The organism is Bacillus cereus group sp. MYBKT111-2, assembly GCF_051915205.1.
GTDB lineage: Bacteria > Bacillota > Bacilli > Bacillales > Bacillaceae_G > Bacillus_A > Bacillus_A paranthracis.
The window spans coordinates 402,637-420,650 of sequence record NZ_JBQAEG010000003.1; the positions used below are offsets into that span (position 1 = coordinate 402,637).

The following is an 18,014-nucleotide window of genomic DNA, read 5'->3' on the forward strand; positions in this document are numbered from 1 at the left end:
AAGACCTTCCATTAAGAAGGTCTTTTTAAATACGCTTATTTAGAATGTTTCCCTTTCAAGTAAACTCTATTTTCTCATCAACCCTGCAATCCCCCTACTCCCCTCACTACCAACTTTCTCAAGTTCCTCCACAACTAATTTCCGTCTCTCTACAGAATGATTTTGACTTAACTTCGCTTTTCCTTCTATTTTATTTATCTTTACTTTGAACCCAACTATCCCCTTACTTAATCCTCCCATATAATTCGGGTCTACATCATTAAGTGAGTAGGTGCTCTCCGGATCTTCATACTTATGTACTAACTCTTGAAGAGAGTCTATTAATTCCTGTTCATCTTCAACAATTTCTAATTCACCATATACATGCACTGCAACGTAATTCCATGTTGGTACTGCATTGTTTGTTTCATACCATGACGGAGAGATGTAACTATGTGGTCCTTGAAATATAGCTAGTACTTGCTGAGTCCCAATATCTTTCCACTGTTCATTCGGCCATGCGAAGTGACCATGTAAAGTAAGGGTCTCCCTATTTAATAACAACGGTAAGTGCGATGCATATGGTTCCCCGTTATGTTGAGAAAATAATGTCGCAAAGCTATTTTGTTCCATTATTTCATACTTCATTTCTTCATCTTGTATTGCGAAATATTTTGGTATATACATAAGTTCCCTCTTTTCCGATCTTTTATTTCTCATTATATTTAAGTATCGTAGCATTCAACAGGGCCAGTTTGTATTTCTTTTACACTGGCAGCTCTCAATTAAAAAAGAATAGGCCGCATATACTCAATGCGACCTTAGTTTATTTTTTCTAATATATTTGTAATAAATGCCGTCTTACCTTCACTATAACCCGCTCTATTTTTCGATTCTCTTGCTAATTCTTTCTTTAAACGTCCATATTCAACAGCAACACCTTCATGTTCACGAAGATAATCCCGAAACGCTATATGTCTTCTTAGCTCTTCACTTTCTTTATCACACACATACAAATGATGTTCCATCCAATCTGTACTTTCTCCGTCCCACGGCACGAAAGCGTCCTTTCTGCCAAACGCCTCTCTCCCTTTGTAGCTCCATTCTGCCTGATGATAGTATCCTATCGCTTCAAGCTTTGTTACTACTTCAGGAAAAATTTCATAATCTTCTATTACAATATCAATATCTAATATTGGTTTTGCTGCAAGTCCTTTAATAGATGTACTCCCCACATGTTCAATGGATAAAATGCTGTCTTCCATTACATCGTTAATGAGAGTTTGTAACTTATTAAATTCACTTTCCCATTTGATGTTATACTCTTCGATAGTAATTCTCTGTTTCAAAGTATCCCTCTCCTCAAAAGCAACTATAACCTCTGAATATGAGTATCCTTAAAATCCGTCTCATATTTCAATCCATATCCAAACATTCGATCCATTCCAATATGTGCTATCCATATTAGGCCTATCATAATAACGGTATCTATCTTAAAATAAACACCAATGATAACAATTAATATCGATATGATATATGTGTGAAATAAATTATAAATGTTAGCCCCAACATGATTATTTATACCATACGCTAACATTGATAAATCCGGAGCTAAAAGGAACAGAAAAAATATTATCCAACTAAATTCATATAATGAATACGCATAAATCGCAGCTATGAAAACAACTAGCCCTTCAAAATGTACAATACGTTTTTGCATTCTTTATCATTCCTATTTTTCTATATTTACCGATAAAGTTTCATCACTGAAAGTATCCTTTGCATTTTTTGACCAGATGGTTGCTAAAATCGGTCCTGCAATGTTATGCCATACTGCAGCTAATACACTTGGGAGTGCGGCAGCTGGTCCAAAATGTGCAGTTGCTAGCGCAACACCTAAACCTGAATTTTGCATTCCTACTTCTATTGAAATAGCCCTTCTTGTCCCTTCGTCTAGTCTAAGTATGAATGCTGTTATATATCCGAGTAAAAAACCGAAAGCATTATGAAGCATAACGGCAATAAAGATAAGAAGGCCTGAAGAAGTAATGCTACTTACATTCGCTGAAACAACTGCAGAAACGATAATGATAATTGCTACAACCGATATGAAAGGGATAACGGTCATTCCTTTCGTAACAGTTTTAGGGAATAACTTCTTCACTACTAATCCTAAAATAATCGGTATGATAATGACTTGTACGATAGAAAGAAACATGGACATAGTATTCACTGGCATCCACTGCCCTGCAAGTAATAATAAAATAAGAGGTGTAGCAATTGGTGCTAGTAACGTTGATAATGACGTCATTGCAATAGACAACGCTAAGTTCCCTTTTGCTAAATAAACCATAACATTTGATGCAGTGCCACCCGGTACTGAACCGAGCAACACTAATCCAGCCGCTAATTCGGCTGGCAGATTCATAACGTAGGCTAGTACGTATGCGACAAGTGGCATAATAATAAACTGAGCACATACACCGATAATAACTGGTAATGGTTTTGTAGCTATGATTTTGAAATCAACAGCCTTCAATGTTAATCCCATCCCAAACATGACAACCCCAAGTAAAATCGTTATGTAACTAGTTAACCCCAGAAATGGAGCAGGAATAAAATATGCAATAGCTGCAATACAAATAACCCAAAATGCAAAATACTTTCCAGCTATATTACTTATCGCTTCTAGTACTTTCACCCCATCATCCCCTATCCTTTAACTGAAAAACTTTATTCGGATTCAAAATATTTTGCGGATCAAGAGCTTTCTTTATTTTTTCCATTACGAGTAATGCCGCCCCATGTTCTTCTTCCTGATACTTTCGTTTTCCAATACCAACGCCATGTTCCCCTGTACATGTTCCTCCTCGTTTAAGAGCATATAGAACGATACTTTCATTTATTTCATCTGCTTTTTCCACTTCTTCTTTATCGTTTGGATCAACCATTAAGAGCACGTGGAAATTCCCGTCTCCTACATGACCAAGAATACCACCAACAAGCCCAACCTTATCTAATGTATCTTTCGCATGTTGAATTGCCCCAGCCAATTCTGAAATTGGTACACATACGTCTGTACTCATAAGCTTTTTACCAGGATAGCTATGAACGTAAGCGTATGCTAGGTTATGCCGTGCATCCCATAATTTATTTCTCGCTGCAGTTTCCGTTTCAAATGCAACTTCTTTACATTTATGATCAAAAACAATTTCTTTCGTAAACTCAATATCTTGCTTTAGCCCTGCTTCATTACCGTGAAACTCTAAAAACAATGTAGGTTCTTCTCTGTAACTTGTTTCACTGTAATGATTGACTTGTTTCATAGATAGTTCATCAACGAGTTCAATTCTCGCAATCGGAATACCCGCTTGCAATATGTTAATAACAGCTTCTACTGCATCATTTATAGTTGGAAACGATGCTCTTGCAGCCATAACATGCTCTGGTATGCCGTATACTTTTAATGTTAACTCTGTAAAGCATCCAAGCGTACCTTCTGATCCTACGAAAACACCATTTAAATGGTAACCTGATGACGACTTCGCAGCTAAATTCCCAGTATGTATTACTTCTCCATCTGCAAGAACGACTTCTAAATCACGAACTTGATCACGCATTACTCCATACTTAACCGCTGTCGTTCCGCTTGCATTTGTAGCAGCCATTCCCCCTAACGTTGCATCTGCTCCTGGATCCACACTAAAAAACAATCCGTATTTCTTCAATTCTTTATTGAGCTGAGAACGAGTCACTCCTGGCTGGACTTTCACCAGAAAATCTTTCTCTCTTATTTCAAGAATTTTGTTCATTAATGAAAAATCAACCGTAATTCCTTTTTCATAAGGAATTACATGTCCTTCTAAACTAGAACCTACCCCAAACGGAACGACGGGTGTCCCGTGCTCACTCGCTATTTTCATTATCGTGCTAACCTCTTCGGTCGTTTTCGGAAAAACTACTACATCAGGTAAACTACTAGCATGATAAGATTCATCTTTACTATGTAACTCTCTTACTGTTGTATTAATTACTACTCGATCTTCGGGAAGTACACCCTTTAATTCATTTACTAAACGCTCTACCGTTATTTCCATCTTACACTCTCCTACTTTCTATAAATTTGAATTACAAAATATGTTAACTATTTTATACATAATAATCCGAAAAATTAAATAATTCAAGTTTTACATATACGAAATTCATTTCTTACTTTCGAATAAAAAAAGAACTTGCAACAATTACTGCAAGTTCTTTTCTATAAAACTATATTTTAAATGACTTCTTTATTAACAACATAAACCAAATTAAAGTAAATGCCATCAGCGAATGAGAAAACCCAACAATATAAGTTAACCCTTTAAAGTCCGCTCCATTTAACTGAAGAAGCCCTCTTGCTGCCAATGAACCTAACATTAATATTAATGCGATATTATGTACAACAAACCACTTATTAAAACTTTTCGCTTCATGAAACGCGAATACTTTTGCTAATCCTAAAGCAATTAAAAAGAAGAAAAAGCCGAGTACAAGTGTATGTGTATGTAAAAGGTTTAACAAAGTAGATCCTACAATCCCTTTATACTTTCCATACTCCCTAGCGAAAATCCCTGATAATAAACCGATAATCAAATACGTAAACGATGCATTATATAATTTCTTCATTATGTACCTCCTTGAGTAGAATGTGTAGTGTGTCATATTTAGTAATAATGATAGTTATATAGTAAAAACTCCTAGTCACCTAGGAGTCATTGTATAAGCATCTCACTCTTTACAATCAATTCTAATTATAAAATATCCCTTTATGCAAAACAAACGAACTTTATGTGAACAATCCGGGCTCTTGTAAAATATGTTGCGATTTTGTATTACACAATCCATACTAATGATTATAAATGTTAAAGGTGGTGCAGTAGATTGTGATAGTTCTTGAAACGGAACGACTCGTTCTTCGCTGGTTTCATCTAAAAGATGCTCCATTTATTCTCGAGTTAGTAAACGATCCTGCATGGATTCAGTATATCGGTGATAAAAGGATTAAAAACTTAGAAGATGCAAAAAAATACATCTTAAACGGACCCGTTGATATGTATAATAAAATGGGCTTCGGCCTTTACTTAGTAGAACGAAAAGAAGATCTCACTCCGCTCGGTATGTGTGGTCTTATTAAAAGAGATTCATTAGAAGATGTTGATATCGGCTTTGCCTTTTTAGAGAAATTCCGTTCGAAAGGATATGGCTACGAGTCAGCTTCTGCTGTAATCGAATACGGAGTACAAAAACTAGGTCTGAAACGAATTGTAGCCATTACTACTACTGATAACATCCAGTCAGGAAAGCTTTTAGAAAAAGTAGGATTGAAGTTCGAAGAGATCATTTCGAACTCAGGGGAAAATTTAAAATTATTCGGCTATAACGCGTAAAAAGATTTTGAAAGAAAAACCCTTGATTTGTCTACGCTAAGCAGAAAATCAAGGGTTTTATTTATGTTCTAAGAGGCGTAATGATCCAATAGAATGCTCTTCAATATGTAAATCTGTTTCGTGATGTAGTAAACCATCAATGACATGAACGGCATCCCTAGCATTCGGATTAATCACTTTTGTATGAAAGCTAGAGAATTGATCACTCATAAAGCGATAAAGTGAAACTTTAATTAGTGGGGGTTTTCTTCATCCCCCACTGATTATTAGCCTTCACTAATCGGACTTTAATGGTAGCACCTTTACCTGTTCCGTACTGTGGATTTGCGTCTGCATGTAAAGATGAAACCTCCATTTGCATGCCCATCCCATCTGAAGACGAAGTGGTACCATCTCCCCAATAAGAAGCTAAATCTAGTTGGTGCTGGTAATTTACTAATGTTGCTTGTGCCTTATTCATTGAATCTTCACCACTCGTTTTTTATCGGACTTCTTTTTACTGTACTTTTATTTTCTTTATGAGTTATTAGAAAAATAATTGTCTATATAAGTCTTTATTTTTTCAAAATCCTTTTCCATAAATAAGTTTGCTGGTACTTCAATTATTGGAAGATTATTTTCATTATCAAAAGGTGGACACGGTTTGGGAACTACCAAATAGTCAACTGAGTTTTTATCCCTAATATAATTAATCGAAACATCATAATACTCAGAAAAATATCCCTTCAAATCATCCTGATTCCTTAAAAATGGTAGAGAAAATATTGAACCATAATTTATACCAGCGTCGACAATTAATACAAAGCATATTTTTTTCATGATACACCCTCCTAGTATAATAAGTTTTAAGTTAATAACTGTTCCTTGAAAATTAAATAGTTTTTATCTTCAAGAGCTACATCAAAAAATGATGTATGGGTAAAATTTAGTCTTGGATACCAGGTGTTTCCCTAAATAATGGAAGTACAGAAATGGATCCATCGGCAATATGCTTACTCCTCCTGTAGTTCGAGCACGTTAAAAGACTGCGACCCAGACCAAAATGCACTGCATACGCACAAGCTGTATCGGTTTCCTTTTTCTTTATATTCAATTAAATTATATCATTATTTTACATAAATTTACAGAATTTATTTTTTTATTTTATTGGTAAACTTATGCTTAGCGTATAATTTCCGCGTTTCGTCGGCAGGACCCCTTATATGGAATCTTGTACAATACCGTATTGAAATTAAATATGCCTAAATGGACTGCACATATGGTAGCTACGTTATTTTCTCTTGGTAGTGCCTATCAAGCTTTTGTAAATTTTTTTGTATAACACGCAACAAAAAGGTCGCCACTTACGGCGACCTTTTTACTATTTCACTTCTACCGTATAATTCCCTGTTCCCCCGCCATACTGATACACATGTAAATAATATTTCCCTGGATACGTGTAGTAACTTCCTACTAACTTATTTCCTTCTTGCTGGGCATACGTAACATAATTATTTAAATCTGCTTCCGAATAAAGAACCCAGTTTACTCCAATATTATTTTCCTTCGTTACATTAATTTGCAGGTTTTTCGCCGTTTCCACATTTATTTCAAAGTAATCACTCGTATCACCGTTTCCTAAACTAGCACGTAAAATTTGATTTAGCTGCAGTTTATTTGCTGTCTGGAATGAGTTATTCGGCTCTTTTTCTACACTATTATCTTCTTTCTTTTGAACCGTTACATTCGTTGTAACAGTATTCGTTAATCCTTTGTCATCTGTTACTGTTAATTTCGCTGTATATGTTCCTTCTTTTGTATACACGTGAGTCGGATTTTGCTCATTACTTACTGCTCCATCACCAAACTCCCATTTATACGAAGTAATTTTCCCATCTTCATCTTTTGATCCATCGCTTTTAAACGAAATTGCTTCATTTACATTTCCACTATAGGGCCCATTTATAACCGCAACTGGCACTTTATTCACAGCGCCTTCTTCTGTATTAATACCGTGGAATACAACATCATACTCAAATTGTCCTGATGCATTCACACGATAATTCACGAAGTACGCTGTTACTGTTTTATAGCCTGTCCATTCTTTTGCACTTAAACGTTTTAACGTATCATTTACGTTTTGTGTAATTGATTTCCAGTCTTCATATTCTCCTTTTGCAGTCGTACCTGTATATGTTCCTTGTAGTGTAAATGTATGAAAGAACTGTGATTTGTTTTTCTTAACTGATACATTACTTAATTTTGCTTCTGCTGTAATTTCTGCTGCAATATCTGAAACTGGTTTCGGTGCGTGCGTCGCTAAATAATCATCTGATACTAATGGAACATTATATTTCTCACGGTTATCTACTAACATTTGCATATAGTCTTGATACTCTTTATTTAAATTCGCATCTTTACTTAAAGCAGAGCGGTATGCATCATATGCTGTTACATCATTTTTCCTAATAAGATCATGAATTTTGTCAAACATATCATATCCCTTATTGTACATGTACGATTGTAAAGCAAAGGAATAATTATAGAAATCCCACGTCCCATACTTTGCATTTAACGTTCTCTCTGCTGTATAACGTTCTGCTGGATTTGAAGATATGCCTCCTATAATACTCTTTCTCGGTACAACATTATCTGTTCTCGTTGCACCTGCAAAAAACTCCGCATTTCCTTCTTCAAACCAAGATAATCTCTCATTCTCATACATCTTCCCTTGTCCCCAAAGTCCTGGCACTTCATATCTACCTTGTAAATAATGCGTGAACTCATGTCGGAACAATTCTTCCAAACTATAAATGCTTTCTTCTGGCGTACGTTCATAAGTAAAGAACGTACCTGTTCCTTCTATATAAAGACCGCCGTTATTCGTTTCATACCCGTATAATTGACGGTTAAATTGATATTCAGCTGGGCTATTATAAATAACCATCGTTAATACATCATCAGGATTGCCTTTTTCTAACGGCTGGTCACTTTCAACCGTACGATGGAATTGTGCCTTCACTTCTTTTGCCGCCCAATATAGACGTTTTACTTTTTCCTCAGTCACCTTATCTCCAGCTTTTAACACAATTGCTCCATCATCGAACGTATACGTTTTCGGTAAATATTTTTTCTTACCATCTTCTCTTATTTGATCTAGATCAACCACTTTACCATTCGCATCTTTCCCGCCATAATTCGTCGCAATTTGCTCAGCAGCTACGAAATATTGCTCACCTAAATACGGATAGATTTTCATGGCATCTGTTACAACTTGTAATCCTTTCGTTTCTGTACTATGGAACGTACCAAGTCTACCTGTATAATAAATACCATTATTAATTAACCAACCATTTTTCGCTGTCACCGTTCCAATTAAGGCAGAACGACTTAATTCATTAATATAGCTATCAATTTTTTGATACCATATTGTATCTTTCGGTGCTTTTCTCGTATCGTACAAATACGATTGAATATCGTAATCAACACCTTGCATAATATCGTAAATCGCATTTCCAGCTGAAAGATTATCTACCAATGTAGAAAAATTATCATTATATTGTTTAAAAATCTTTGCAGCTGATGTGATCGTTTCCACATCACTTGAAGCATTTCCAATTAATTTTCCATATGATGAGACAACTCTATTTTGTTCTAATGTACCGAGTTTAAAATTCGGGTTATTCGCAATCGTTTTTAGTGCAGGTAAGCATTTATCATGATAGCTTCGCTCATTTAGTTTACTTAATTCTGTATGATAAAATCCTAAATAAAAACCAGATCGTAACACCTCTACTAAAGTCTCAATCCCTTTTGAATCATCTTTCGTATAAGCTTGTCCTTGCTGGTTCAATTTATCAATAATTGCCTGCATTCTACTATCATTTTGATAGAATGCAAGACTATCCTTATTAAACTGAAATAGCCCAGTAATTTGCTCCCAATCAATTGTTACAAGTAAGTCCACTAACTGCTGATTGCTCAATTGATTTAATTCAGCAATTGTATACGTTTTCGCTACAGCTAATTGCTTACTTTCCTTTTTCACTTCAGGCGGTCTTTGTGACAAATCAGCAAATTGTAGCCTTTTCTCAAAAGACTTATTTTCCAACACTTTTGATGAATGAGCTAATTCTTGCACTGGTAATTGTAAACCAATCGGCTCCATTTTGAGCACATTCCGATAGGAAACTTGCTCTCCCTTTGTACCTTCTGCCAATGCGTCCCCTTGAAAACTCCCTAACATGAAACTAGCAAAACTTACCCCTACTAACACTTTTTTTGAATAGCCTTTCATGCTCTCCCCTACCTTACATTTTTTAGTGTACCGCACCATTATTTTACTATTTTTACTTTTTATACTGTATTGAGAAAAAATAAGGTAACGTTCACACGTGTATCCATACCATACAAAATTAACACTTGACTTTATGTGCGTTTTATATCAAAAAAAGATAGATCATAGCGAAATTCCCGCTACATCTATCCTCGTTTTCAAAACTATGATTTTAACTTTATGAATGTAACTTCTGGTAATGTTTGCATATGCTGAATAAACTCATTCTTTTCTTCTGACGATATATTTTTCAGTTGCATCCCTACCTTATAAACAATTTCTATCCCTTGCTGTGAAGCTTCCACTTCATATGAAAGTATTGGAATGCCTTTCATATGAAGTGTTTCTAATATTTGTTGTACTGCTTCACGTTTATTTATACACATTTGCACCATTATATTTTGCGGAAATAAAAATTGCACCTTAAAAATACGACTTACAATCTCTAAACCAATTAAAACGAGAATCGTCGCTCCAATTCCTACTACATACATACCAGCACCAATTGCTAATCCAATTCCTGCTGTAGCCCATAAACCAGCTGCTGTCGTTAATCCTTTCACCGCCTGCTTTTGAATAATAATTGTACCTGCACCTAAAAAACCTACTCCACTAACAACTTGCGCTGCAATACGACTCGGATCTAGTGCCATATGATCTTCATTCATAATATCTGAAAAAGCATATTTCGAAACGACCATTATTAAAGCACTTCCTACCGCTACTAGGAAATGTGTTTTTAAGCCCGCTTCTTTTGATCGAATTTCCCTTTCAATACCGATTATTGCTCCTAACAAACCAGCAACACCGATTCGTATAATGAAATCAATATTTACACTCACGAGCCCTTCCCCCTTTCATTCATTATAGATAGATAAAATAAAAATTATCACACACATCCATGTATCAATATGAAGGAATTTTACTAAAATACACTTAATACCTAGGCCATTTTATGTTAACATTTTAAATATTAACATAAAATAAATAACTTCTAATTTTAAACATCCAATCATTTTCTTGAAAAACAAAGGTGGATAACATGAAATGAGGTTGAGAAAATTAAGAAAACGCTTTCGTTTTGTGTCGTAATTTTTTTATACATACTACATAAATAAAGGAGCTTATTAACAATGAACGTCTCTTTACTTACACCTACTACCGATTTACAAGAAGAATACTTAGATTTTTATAACGAATGGAAAGATAGCGGTGAAACGATGATTCCGTGGGTTATTACAAAGGATCCTTCTAACTTCCCCGCTATGGTACAAGAATTACTCGATGCACATAATGGAATAAATCTTCCTGACTCTTGGGTACCAGATTCTACGTATTGGCTCGTTACAGATCATAATAGGATCGTAGGAGCTGTTAATATACGTCATAGTTTAACCGAACATTTATTTAACGCTGGCGGTCATATCGGTTATGGCATTCGCCCTTCTGAAAGAAGAAAAGGTTATGCTACGAAATTACTAGCATTATCACTGGAAAAAGCGAAGCAATTAAACATCACGAAAGCACTTGTCGTTTGCGATGAAGTAAATACTGCTTCAGAAAAAACAATTTTACATAACGGCGGGCTTCGTGATGATGATTTCACTGAGGAAGATGGAAATGTAGTAAGGCGTTTTTGGATTGAGCTATGAAGAAGTCATCCAATGAACATAATCTTGTTATAGAGAGTTATAATAAAAGTAATGAATTAAAAGTAAAACAACTTATTGATTTATACAATGAAGAATCGTACGTATTTCACTTATTACGATATAATAAAACAAAATGTGCGTATGTTGCCTACTATAAAAAAGATGTAGTAGGCATCTTTTTCACCTGGGGCAGTAACTTCCATCCATACTGCACATACTTTCGAATATATGCGAATCCTTTCTATGCAGAGCTACACATTGAAGAATTTTTATTAAACGAGATTGAAAAGCGAGAAAACTTTAAACTCCCATTACAAACCTCTATATGGGAAACATCAGCTCATTTAAAAACGTTTTTTGAAGAACATAATTTTACGGAAATTCGAAGAACATATATGCCGATATTAGACTTACAAAAAATAGTTTCTATCGATATAGTCCCTAATTCAAATTATCATGGACAAACTTTATCGAACATCGTATCAAATAATAATTTATTAGAAAAACTAGCCTGCTTAGTAAAAGAAAATTATGAGCAAACCCACCTAGCAAATCCCGTTGCCTCATTCCCACTACAAACTTGGCAAGAGATGATTTTAGCTGATGACGTACTACTAGATGGGAGCTTTCTCATTATAGATGAAGAGCATCAAATTATGGCATACTCTTTCCTCCATACATCAGAAAAGGATAATACGGTAGAACTAGGATGGTGTGGGACTCACACTATAGACGATATATCTTTACTGAAATTGCTCGTTTTCAAACAAGCTATGTATGCAAGTAAACACGGTTATTCCTTCATTCAAGGTGAATTCGATTCAACAAGTATATATGCAATGGAGATATTAAAATCCGTTCCTTTCAATCCTTGTGCTACCTGGATTACGTATCAAAAAGAAGCCGGAAGGTAATTATACACCTTCCGACTTCTTTTATGCTGTTTCTATTTCAAACTGTACTGTAATACCACTCGGGTCTACTACAGTAAATCCAGTTAAAATCTCATTTATTCCATGTTGTTTTTCTATTAATCTTTCTTTCACTTCATCTAACGCTTCTTTATGCGGTAATACAATCGTATATACCTTAAGTCCAGTTGCATGTGCTGGTGAATGCGGGTTATTTACTCCGTTCCACGTATTTGCGCCTATATGGTGATGATATCCTCCTGCAGAAATGAATAAGCAGTCATCTTCACGTTGCTGCACTTCAAAGCCTACTGTATCTACATAAAAGTCATGTGACTCTTCTACATTAGCTATTCGTAAATGTACATGTCCAACGACAGTATTAGCAGGTAATCCATCGAACTCATAATCAACAAGCGTTGCTAGTTCTTTTAAATCCAGCGGGGTACTTCCTCCTGGCCCTTCTCCCCATTGATCACGCGGACGATCCGCATATATTTCAATACCATTTCCCTCTAAGTCTTGTAAATAAAACGCTTCGCTATACGTATGATCACTCGCACTATTAAACCTTGAAATTGGTAAAATTTCATTTGAATATGTATAACGCCCCTCTTGCTCAGTCGGACTATCAATTACATTCTTATTACGAATCACACCAAATAATGCCGACGCAAATGCCTCACGAGTCGGAACTAAAAAGGCTACATGATATATACCAGTCGTACGCGGCTCTTGCAGTACCCCGTCCTCTAACTTTTCAAGAACAAGTAATGTATTCTTTCCACCTTTTCCAGATAAATATGCTTTATTCCCCTCTTGCTTAATTACTTCTAAGCCTACAACATTCTCATAAAAGGCAATTTGACGTTCTAAATCTATCACCTTAAATTCAACATGACCAATACGTGTTTTCGGATGAATTTGTACCATGAATAACTTCATCTCCTTATCCCGATATATTTCTATTTCATATAACCGTTACTATGAAGGATACAACTAAAATCACCCTATGTAAATATGAAAAGTCAGAATTTATACACATTTTTATTTTCGTAATAAAAAAGCCACCTCTTCTAGCTTTTAGAAAAGGTGACTTTATAATTCTTATCGCATTTTATGTACTTCAGCAACTAACTTTCCGCCCTGAATGCCCATATAAAGTTTCACAGGTGCGTCGTTCGTGTTTTCAAACACTAAGTCTAAGTATGGATATGCAATTGTAGCATCTCTTCCTTGTGGAACGTAACCTACCGTTTTAGAATGTGTTGTTCTCTCTACCATTTTCAAACCAGCTTGATCTGCTGCATTGTATAATGTTGATGATGTTTGACAAACACCACCGCCATATCCATCTACTAATTTACCATCTACAATTTCTTTTCCTAATTGATATCCTTTATCTGGCGTTGTATCACCAATTAATGCATTGAAAGAGAAACGGTCTCCTTTTGCTAATACAACTCCATTTATGCTCGCTGCTGACAAACGAATATTTTCAATACGGCCACCTGTTGAGCCACCTAAATTCGTTTCATATCTACCAATTACCGTACCACTTCCTTGCGCATCACTTAATGTAGCGGTAGGTTTTTTCTCAACAATAGGTAATTGATAGGAAGAATCCCACATGCCTACGTTTAATAATTTATCTACTAATTCTTTTTCCATTAATTCATAAGAAGGTTTCCCTTCTTGCCAACTTCCATCAGATCCTAGACGTGAAGGGACCATCTTTTTGTCAACATTTTTTCCAACTTCCCTAGCAACCTTCTCAACTGATTTTTTAAATTTCGCTTCATCTTCAAAATAACCTAGACTCGACAAATCTAACTTTTTTACTTCCGTACCTGTACGCCCATCTACTAAACTAATAGAATCCTGTACTTCTGCTTTAGCCTCTACCGTGTGGCCACCAATATCACTTACTAATGCAACATCACTTACTTTTGTACCACAGCCACTCACTACAGCTACACATAAAACCCCAACTAATATACCCTTTACTTTACGGAACAATATACTCTCCCCTTTTCCCCAATACTACTTTTATGTATTATTTCATTTTTATGTATGTTTTGTTACAATCATTTTACAATATATTTATAAATTGTTACAAGTTATTTTTTACTCTATATAAATTACTCTTTTCTTTTCCAAATGTCTATATATATTTACATAAAAGTTTGAGTTTGATAAAATTGTAACCTTTACGTAACCTCTCCCTATTATCCAGTATATACCATAAAACGAACGAAATACAAATGTAAAACTCCATATTCGTATTTATAAAAAACATCCTGTGAACATAAATAGGTATTTGCCGTGCCACACTCCGCTTTTACACATACATTATGGTGAATTAACCTATTTTAAAGAAATGGAGGATGTTTTTATGTACCCCTACAATCCATACGATCCATATAACCAAACTGGTTATCAACCTCAATATGATTTACAAGCACAATACCAACAATATATAGATCCAGTAGAACAAGTTAATCCATATGATCAAACTCGGCAATTCCAACTTCCAATCTCTTTTCCTGGTGCTGGAAACCGTCAATTAGAAAGACGAGTAAATGAGCTTGAACAAAGAGTACGTCAATTAGAAAACACGGTTGAACGTCATACACGTAGATTAAACCGCTTAAACCAACGTTTACGTACAGTAGAAAACAGACTGAACATTCCATTTTCAGCATTAGAAGACGGATTTTAATTTCGGAAATAAAAAATATATGAAGGAAGGGGGCTTCCCCTTCCTTATATAAATTGACGAAAGTTTTTTCCATCTCTATACTGATAAGAGTTAATGAAATGAAACAAGGTGATAAATATGGATTTTGAAATAAATTATCTTTCCTTTTATGTTGTACAAGTAGAAGGAAAAGGTGAAGCTGTTGATAAACGCTACAAACATTTTCAAACATTAGACGCTGAAGAGTATGAAGATAGCTCCTTAAAAGAATTTTTAAATGGAGAATTATTAAAAATTTCAAAGAGAAAAGTAGAACGTCATGCGAAAACAGAACAAGCTCCGACAAAGATCGGTCGCTTTATTGTAGAAGAAGGGCACGAACTTGATTCAAATCCTCATTACAACTTATTTAATCGCATCCGCTTTGCAGAAACGAAGGAAAACTTCAAAGATATGAGCGAACCTCTCGTTTATACATATCTTGACACAAGTGCTGTACGCGGTGGTGTATTTTTAATTGCGCAAGCTAAACTACGCAAATACTTTGATGATCCATTCGTTTTCGTTATGAAATGTGACTTCGAGCCGAAAGTCGCTTCCATTTCCGATGAATCCACACTAATTCGTAACGTTGAAATGGCCATCACAACAAAAAATATGAAATCTATCCAATATCCGTACATGCCCGAAGAAGGTATGGTCGAAGTGGGCGAGCTAAAGATTCACCAAGCATCACACGCCCGTTACTTTGAAGACTTCTTAAAATTCGTCGAATACGAACGCTCTATGCCTGAAATTATGAAAACACAAGTAATGGACATGGTATACGACCAAATTGAAGATGTATTTGAAGAAGGTACGGAAGAGCGCGAACAGTTCGACCAAGCAATGGAAGTATGGGCTGCCAGTCCGAAACGCGAAATTATGGAACAATTTTCAACCGAAGAAGTAATGGAAGCTACCGCTCAAATCGTCGAGCATGCGCCTGAAGTGGAATTGAAGCTAAAAGCGGATCATATCTCTGTGAAAGCCCTACTTGCTGATTTCGGGGATCAAATACATATCGCAAAGGTAAATGACCGATACGTATTAATGATTGAGGCTGATACACTTACATTTGAGAAGGGCTTCTCTCCTATTGAATTTCTGAAGCCGGATGAATTGCAAGATGTGATTGAACGGATTGAGAATAAGCAGCAGTATTCTTATGATCCGAACGGGATTGAATAAACCATTCTATATCCCTATTTTTACAGAGCACTATTAACAAACGATCTTTTATTTGTGACATATTTGAAAGTTATGTAAAAAACCGATTCTACTAAGAATCGGTTTTTCTGCTTTATAATAAAATATGCTTATTTTTGATCCAAGAGGACATTTGTCACAGGATTCAGTAGATTTGTTTTTTGTTGTACAAGTGTATTTCGATTAGAGTAGTCACTATGTATATTGGTAAAATGAAATTTTCACTTTACTACCTCAAATTTATTGTACTCGTAAAAAGATAATTGAAAACGATATTTTGGATGCTCTCTCACCCAATCGTAAGCTTCTTCTAAAATATCCATTTTGTTTTGCAAGTCATTCAATTCACTACATTCGTTCCTTTTCTGTTTGCATAGCGGACAGAATCCATTCACTATTTCAATACCCGTCGCCCTAATCGTTTTACTTTCTAAATCAACTACTAAACGAAGAAGAAAAGAATGCTCTTCTTTTGTAGTCACCGTCATTTCAGCAATCCCATCCTCATTCCAAAAGACTCCGTTTAATTCCATCTGTACGTTGACGTCTTTAATATCTAAGTCTATCACTATCACACCCACCTTGTCTAAAACTCTTATCTTACTCTTCTATTTTAATCTTTAACACACCACGACTTAAAGATATATTAAGCCTTTTCCAATTCTTCTTCTGTGCTATGAAAGGAAGTGTAATAAACGCTAATAGTGCGGTAAATATTATCCCAAAAGCTAAAACGGTTAAAATGTTAAAGATTGCTTCCATTAAACTACACTCTTTTCTATGTACATTCATACTAAAAACAATAAAATATTCCATTACTAATATAGGACAAGCCGTGAATTTTCCAACTAAACTTCAGCAACTTAATCCTGAAGTCTAGTTGTACATATGAATAAAATAGATTACACTGCTAGCTTTCTTCTACTACTTTCTCCATCTCAGCCAAATACCTAATCTGCCTTTCCGCTTTTCGAACCGCCGTACGAAAATGTTTTTTCAGAAGTTCTATTGTTGGTTCACTTATATAATATCTTTCCGTTATACTTTCCCACGTGTCACTACTTTCAAATGTACTCCAAACGAAAGGACGCTCAGTATTTTTTCTCATTTCTTTAAATACCCATTTTCGCATCTTTTTTTTCGCTTTTTCTGTTAGTTTTCCGTCCTTTACAAGCTCGAGTTCACCATGTCTTTTATATCTTTTAGTAATATCTCTCTCACTATATGCTTTAAGAAGTATGTTCGCTGTATTCTCAGCATCCGCTAAAGCACGGTGCTGCTTCCCTTCCCATATTAAACCGAGCTGTTCTACTGCAGATTGTAAACTTGGTGTATGCTCAAACAATTCTTCATACGCTTGAAAAACAAATTTTTGTAAATCAATTCTTCTTTCTTTTTCCATACAAGGGCATTCTACAGCATGTAACGTACAATCATGAGATAGAAATCGATAATCTTCTTTTCCCCATGTAACAAATATAGAATCTTCTCCGATAAACTGAATAAATCTCTCTATAATTTGCGGAAATTTCTCTACATTCATTAAATCTTTCTTTGTAATTCCCGTTAATTTTGTCGTATGACGAGTAAGTCGTGCACCGGGTTTTACTAACTCCGAAAATTCTCCAATTATCTTCATTGTACTTGCTTCTATTTTTACAGCTCCGATATCAACTATCTCTGACGGATCTTCTGATTTATATGGCCTAAAATTTCTCTCTATATCAAACACAATAAAATGTGTAGCGTTTTCCAATTTATTTACCTCTTTCTACATTCCTT

Annotated in this window: 19 protein-coding genes and 1 pseudogene; 5 read left to right on the top strand and 15 right to left on the bottom strand. The window is 35.2% G+C overall.

Annotated features, from left to right (window positions below; genetic code table 11):
* Positions 1 to 66 precede the first annotated feature (66 nt).
* The 6 genes from ACTFNE_RS10860 to ACTFNE_RS10885 all read right to left on the bottom strand — a co-directional run bounded on the left by ACTFNE_RS10860 (position 67) and on the right by ACTFNE_RS10885 (position 4,644).
* A complete protein-coding gene (locus tag ACTFNE_RS10860; protein WP_270705019.1) occupies positions 67 to 666 on the bottom strand; it encodes an FMN-binding negative transcriptional regulator in 600 nt (199 codons plus the stop codon).
* 134 nt (positions 667 to 800) lie between these two features.
* Positions 801 to 1,328 (bottom strand): GrpB family protein, encoded by a 528-nt coding sequence (locus tag ACTFNE_RS10865; protein ID WP_270705017.1) that lies wholly within the window; start codon positions 1,326 to 1,328, stop codon positions 801 to 803.
* Between the two features lie 23 nt (positions 1,329 to 1,351).
* Positions 1,352 to 1,699: a DUF4260 domain-containing protein gene (locus ACTFNE_RS10870; protein WP_270705016.1), complete on the bottom strand. Its 348-nt coding sequence runs from the start codon at positions 1,697 to 1,699 to the stop codon at positions 1,352 to 1,354.
* 12 nt (positions 1,700 to 1,711) lie between these two features.
* Positions 1,712 to 2,680 (bottom strand): bile acid:sodium symporter family protein, encoded by a 969-nt coding sequence (locus tag ACTFNE_RS10875; RefSeq protein WP_270705015.1) that lies wholly within the window; start codon positions 2,678 to 2,680, stop codon positions 1,712 to 1,714.
* A 4-nt stretch (positions 2,681 to 2,684) separates the two neighbouring features.
* Positions 2,685 to 4,076: an FAD-binding oxidoreductase gene (locus ACTFNE_RS10880; RefSeq protein ID WP_270705014.1), complete on the bottom strand. Its 1,392-nt coding sequence runs from the start codon at positions 4,074 to 4,076 to the stop codon at positions 2,685 to 2,687.
* 169 nt (positions 4,077 to 4,245) lie between these two features.
* The gene (locus ACTFNE_RS10885; RefSeq protein WP_000737903.1) at positions 4,246 to 4,644 is read right to left on the bottom strand and encodes a DUF2871 family protein; all 399 of its coding nucleotides are present in this window, start codon (positions 4,642 to 4,644) and stop codon (positions 4,246 to 4,248) included.
* A gap of 257 nt (positions 4,645 to 4,901) precedes the next feature.
* Between ACTFNE_RS10885 and ACTFNE_RS10890 the strand changes: the two genes are divergently transcribed.
* A complete protein-coding gene (locus tag ACTFNE_RS10890) occupies positions 4,902 to 5,405 on the top strand; it encodes a GNAT family N-acetyltransferase (protein ID WP_046198302.1) in 504 nt (167 codons plus the stop codon).
* Between the two features lie 93 nt (positions 5,406 to 5,498).
* Here ACTFNE_RS10890 and ACTFNE_RS10895 read toward each other — a convergent pair.
* The 4 genes and pseudogenes from ACTFNE_RS10895 to ACTFNE_RS10910 all read right to left on the bottom strand — a co-directional run.
* Positions 5,499 to 5,874: pseudogene (locus tag ACTFNE_RS10895) on the bottom strand (Tn3 family transposase); the annotation flags it as partial.
* A gap of 47 nt (positions 5,875 to 5,921) precedes the next feature.
* Positions 5,922 to 6,224 (bottom strand): hypothetical protein, encoded by a 303-nt coding sequence (locus ACTFNE_RS10900; RefSeq protein ID WP_000717617.1) that lies wholly within the window; start codon positions 6,222 to 6,224, stop codon positions 5,922 to 5,924.
* Between the two features lie 541 nt (positions 6,225 to 6,765).
* The gene (gene colA / locus ACTFNE_RS10905) at positions 6,766 to 9,681 is read right to left on the bottom strand and encodes a collagenase ColA (protein ID WP_270705013.1); all 2,916 of its coding nucleotides are present in this window, start codon (positions 9,679 to 9,681) and stop codon (positions 6,766 to 6,768) included.
* A 203-nt stretch (positions 9,682 to 9,884) separates the two neighbouring features.
* Positions 9,885 to 10,562 carry an MgtC/SapB family protein gene (locus tag ACTFNE_RS10910; protein ID WP_000115697.1) on the bottom strand — a complete coding sequence of 226 codons (678 nt, stop codon included), beginning with the start codon at positions 10,560 to 10,562 and terminating at the stop codon, positions 9,885 to 9,887.
* Positions 10,563 to 10,853: 291 nt separating this feature from the next.
* On the opposite strand from ACTFNE_RS10910, the gene ACTFNE_RS10915 reads away from it, so the two are divergent.
* Together ACTFNE_RS10915 and ACTFNE_RS10920 are read left to right on the top strand one after the other, a co-directional pair.
* Positions 10,854 to 11,372: a GNAT family N-acetyltransferase gene (locus ACTFNE_RS10915; RefSeq protein ID WP_270705012.1), complete on the top strand. Its 519-nt coding sequence runs from the start codon at positions 10,854 to 10,856 to the stop codon at positions 11,370 to 11,372.
* Positions 11,369 to 12,286, top strand: a complete 918-nt coding sequence (locus ACTFNE_RS10920; protein ID WP_270705011.1) for a GNAT family acetyltransferase — start codon at positions 11,369 to 11,371, stop codon at positions 12,284 to 12,286. Before ACTFNE_RS10915 ends, ACTFNE_RS10920 begins: the two co-directional genes overlap by 4 nt.
* Positions 12,287 to 12,307: 21 nt before the next feature.
* Here ACTFNE_RS10920 and ACTFNE_RS10925 read toward each other — a convergent pair whose 3' ends face one another.
* The gene (locus ACTFNE_RS10925; RefSeq protein ID WP_046198297.1) at positions 12,308 to 13,216 is read right to left on the bottom strand and encodes a VOC family protein; all 909 of its coding nucleotides are present in this window, start codon (positions 13,214 to 13,216) and stop codon (positions 12,308 to 12,310) included.
* Between the two features lie 174 nt (positions 13,217 to 13,390).
* Positions 13,391 to 14,302, bottom strand: coding sequence for a VanW family protein (locus ACTFNE_RS10930; protein WP_000488988.1), 912 nt, complete (start codon positions 14,300 to 14,302; stop codon positions 13,391 to 13,393).
* Positions 14,303 to 14,663: 361 nt separating this feature from the next.
* Between ACTFNE_RS10930 and ACTFNE_RS10935 the strand changes: the two genes are divergently transcribed.
* A complete protein-coding gene (locus ACTFNE_RS10935) occupies positions 14,664 to 15,005 on the top strand; it encodes a hypothetical protein (RefSeq protein WP_001997954.1) in 342 nt (113 codons plus the stop codon).
* 117 nt (positions 15,006 to 15,122) lie between these two features.
* On the top strand, positions 15,123 to 16,214 hold the full coding sequence (locus ACTFNE_RS10940; RefSeq protein WP_000345047.1) for a DUF3900 domain-containing protein: 1,092 nt from the start codon (positions 15,123 to 15,125) through the stop codon (positions 16,212 to 16,214).
* A gap of 239 nt (positions 16,215 to 16,453) precedes the next feature.
* Here ACTFNE_RS10940 and ACTFNE_RS10945 read toward each other — a convergent pair whose 3' ends face one another.
* From ACTFNE_RS10945 to ACTFNE_RS10955, 3 genes are all read right to left on the bottom strand, one after another.
* Complete coding sequence (locus tag ACTFNE_RS10945) at positions 16,454 to 16,801, bottom strand: hypothetical protein (RefSeq protein WP_046198296.1); 348 nt, start codon at positions 16,799 to 16,801, stop codon at positions 16,454 to 16,456.
* A gap of 31 nt (positions 16,802 to 16,832) precedes the next feature.
* A complete protein-coding gene (locus tag ACTFNE_RS10950; protein ID WP_141108640.1) occupies positions 16,833 to 17,024 on the bottom strand; it encodes a hypothetical protein in 192 nt (63 codons plus the stop codon).
* A 118-nt stretch (positions 17,025 to 17,142) separates the two neighbouring features.
* The gene (locus tag ACTFNE_RS10955; RefSeq protein ID WP_046198295.1) at positions 17,143 to 17,988 is read right to left on the bottom strand and encodes an exonuclease; all 846 of its coding nucleotides are present in this window, start codon (positions 17,986 to 17,988) and stop codon (positions 17,143 to 17,145) included.
* Positions 17,989 to 18,014: the final 26 nt, after the last annotated feature.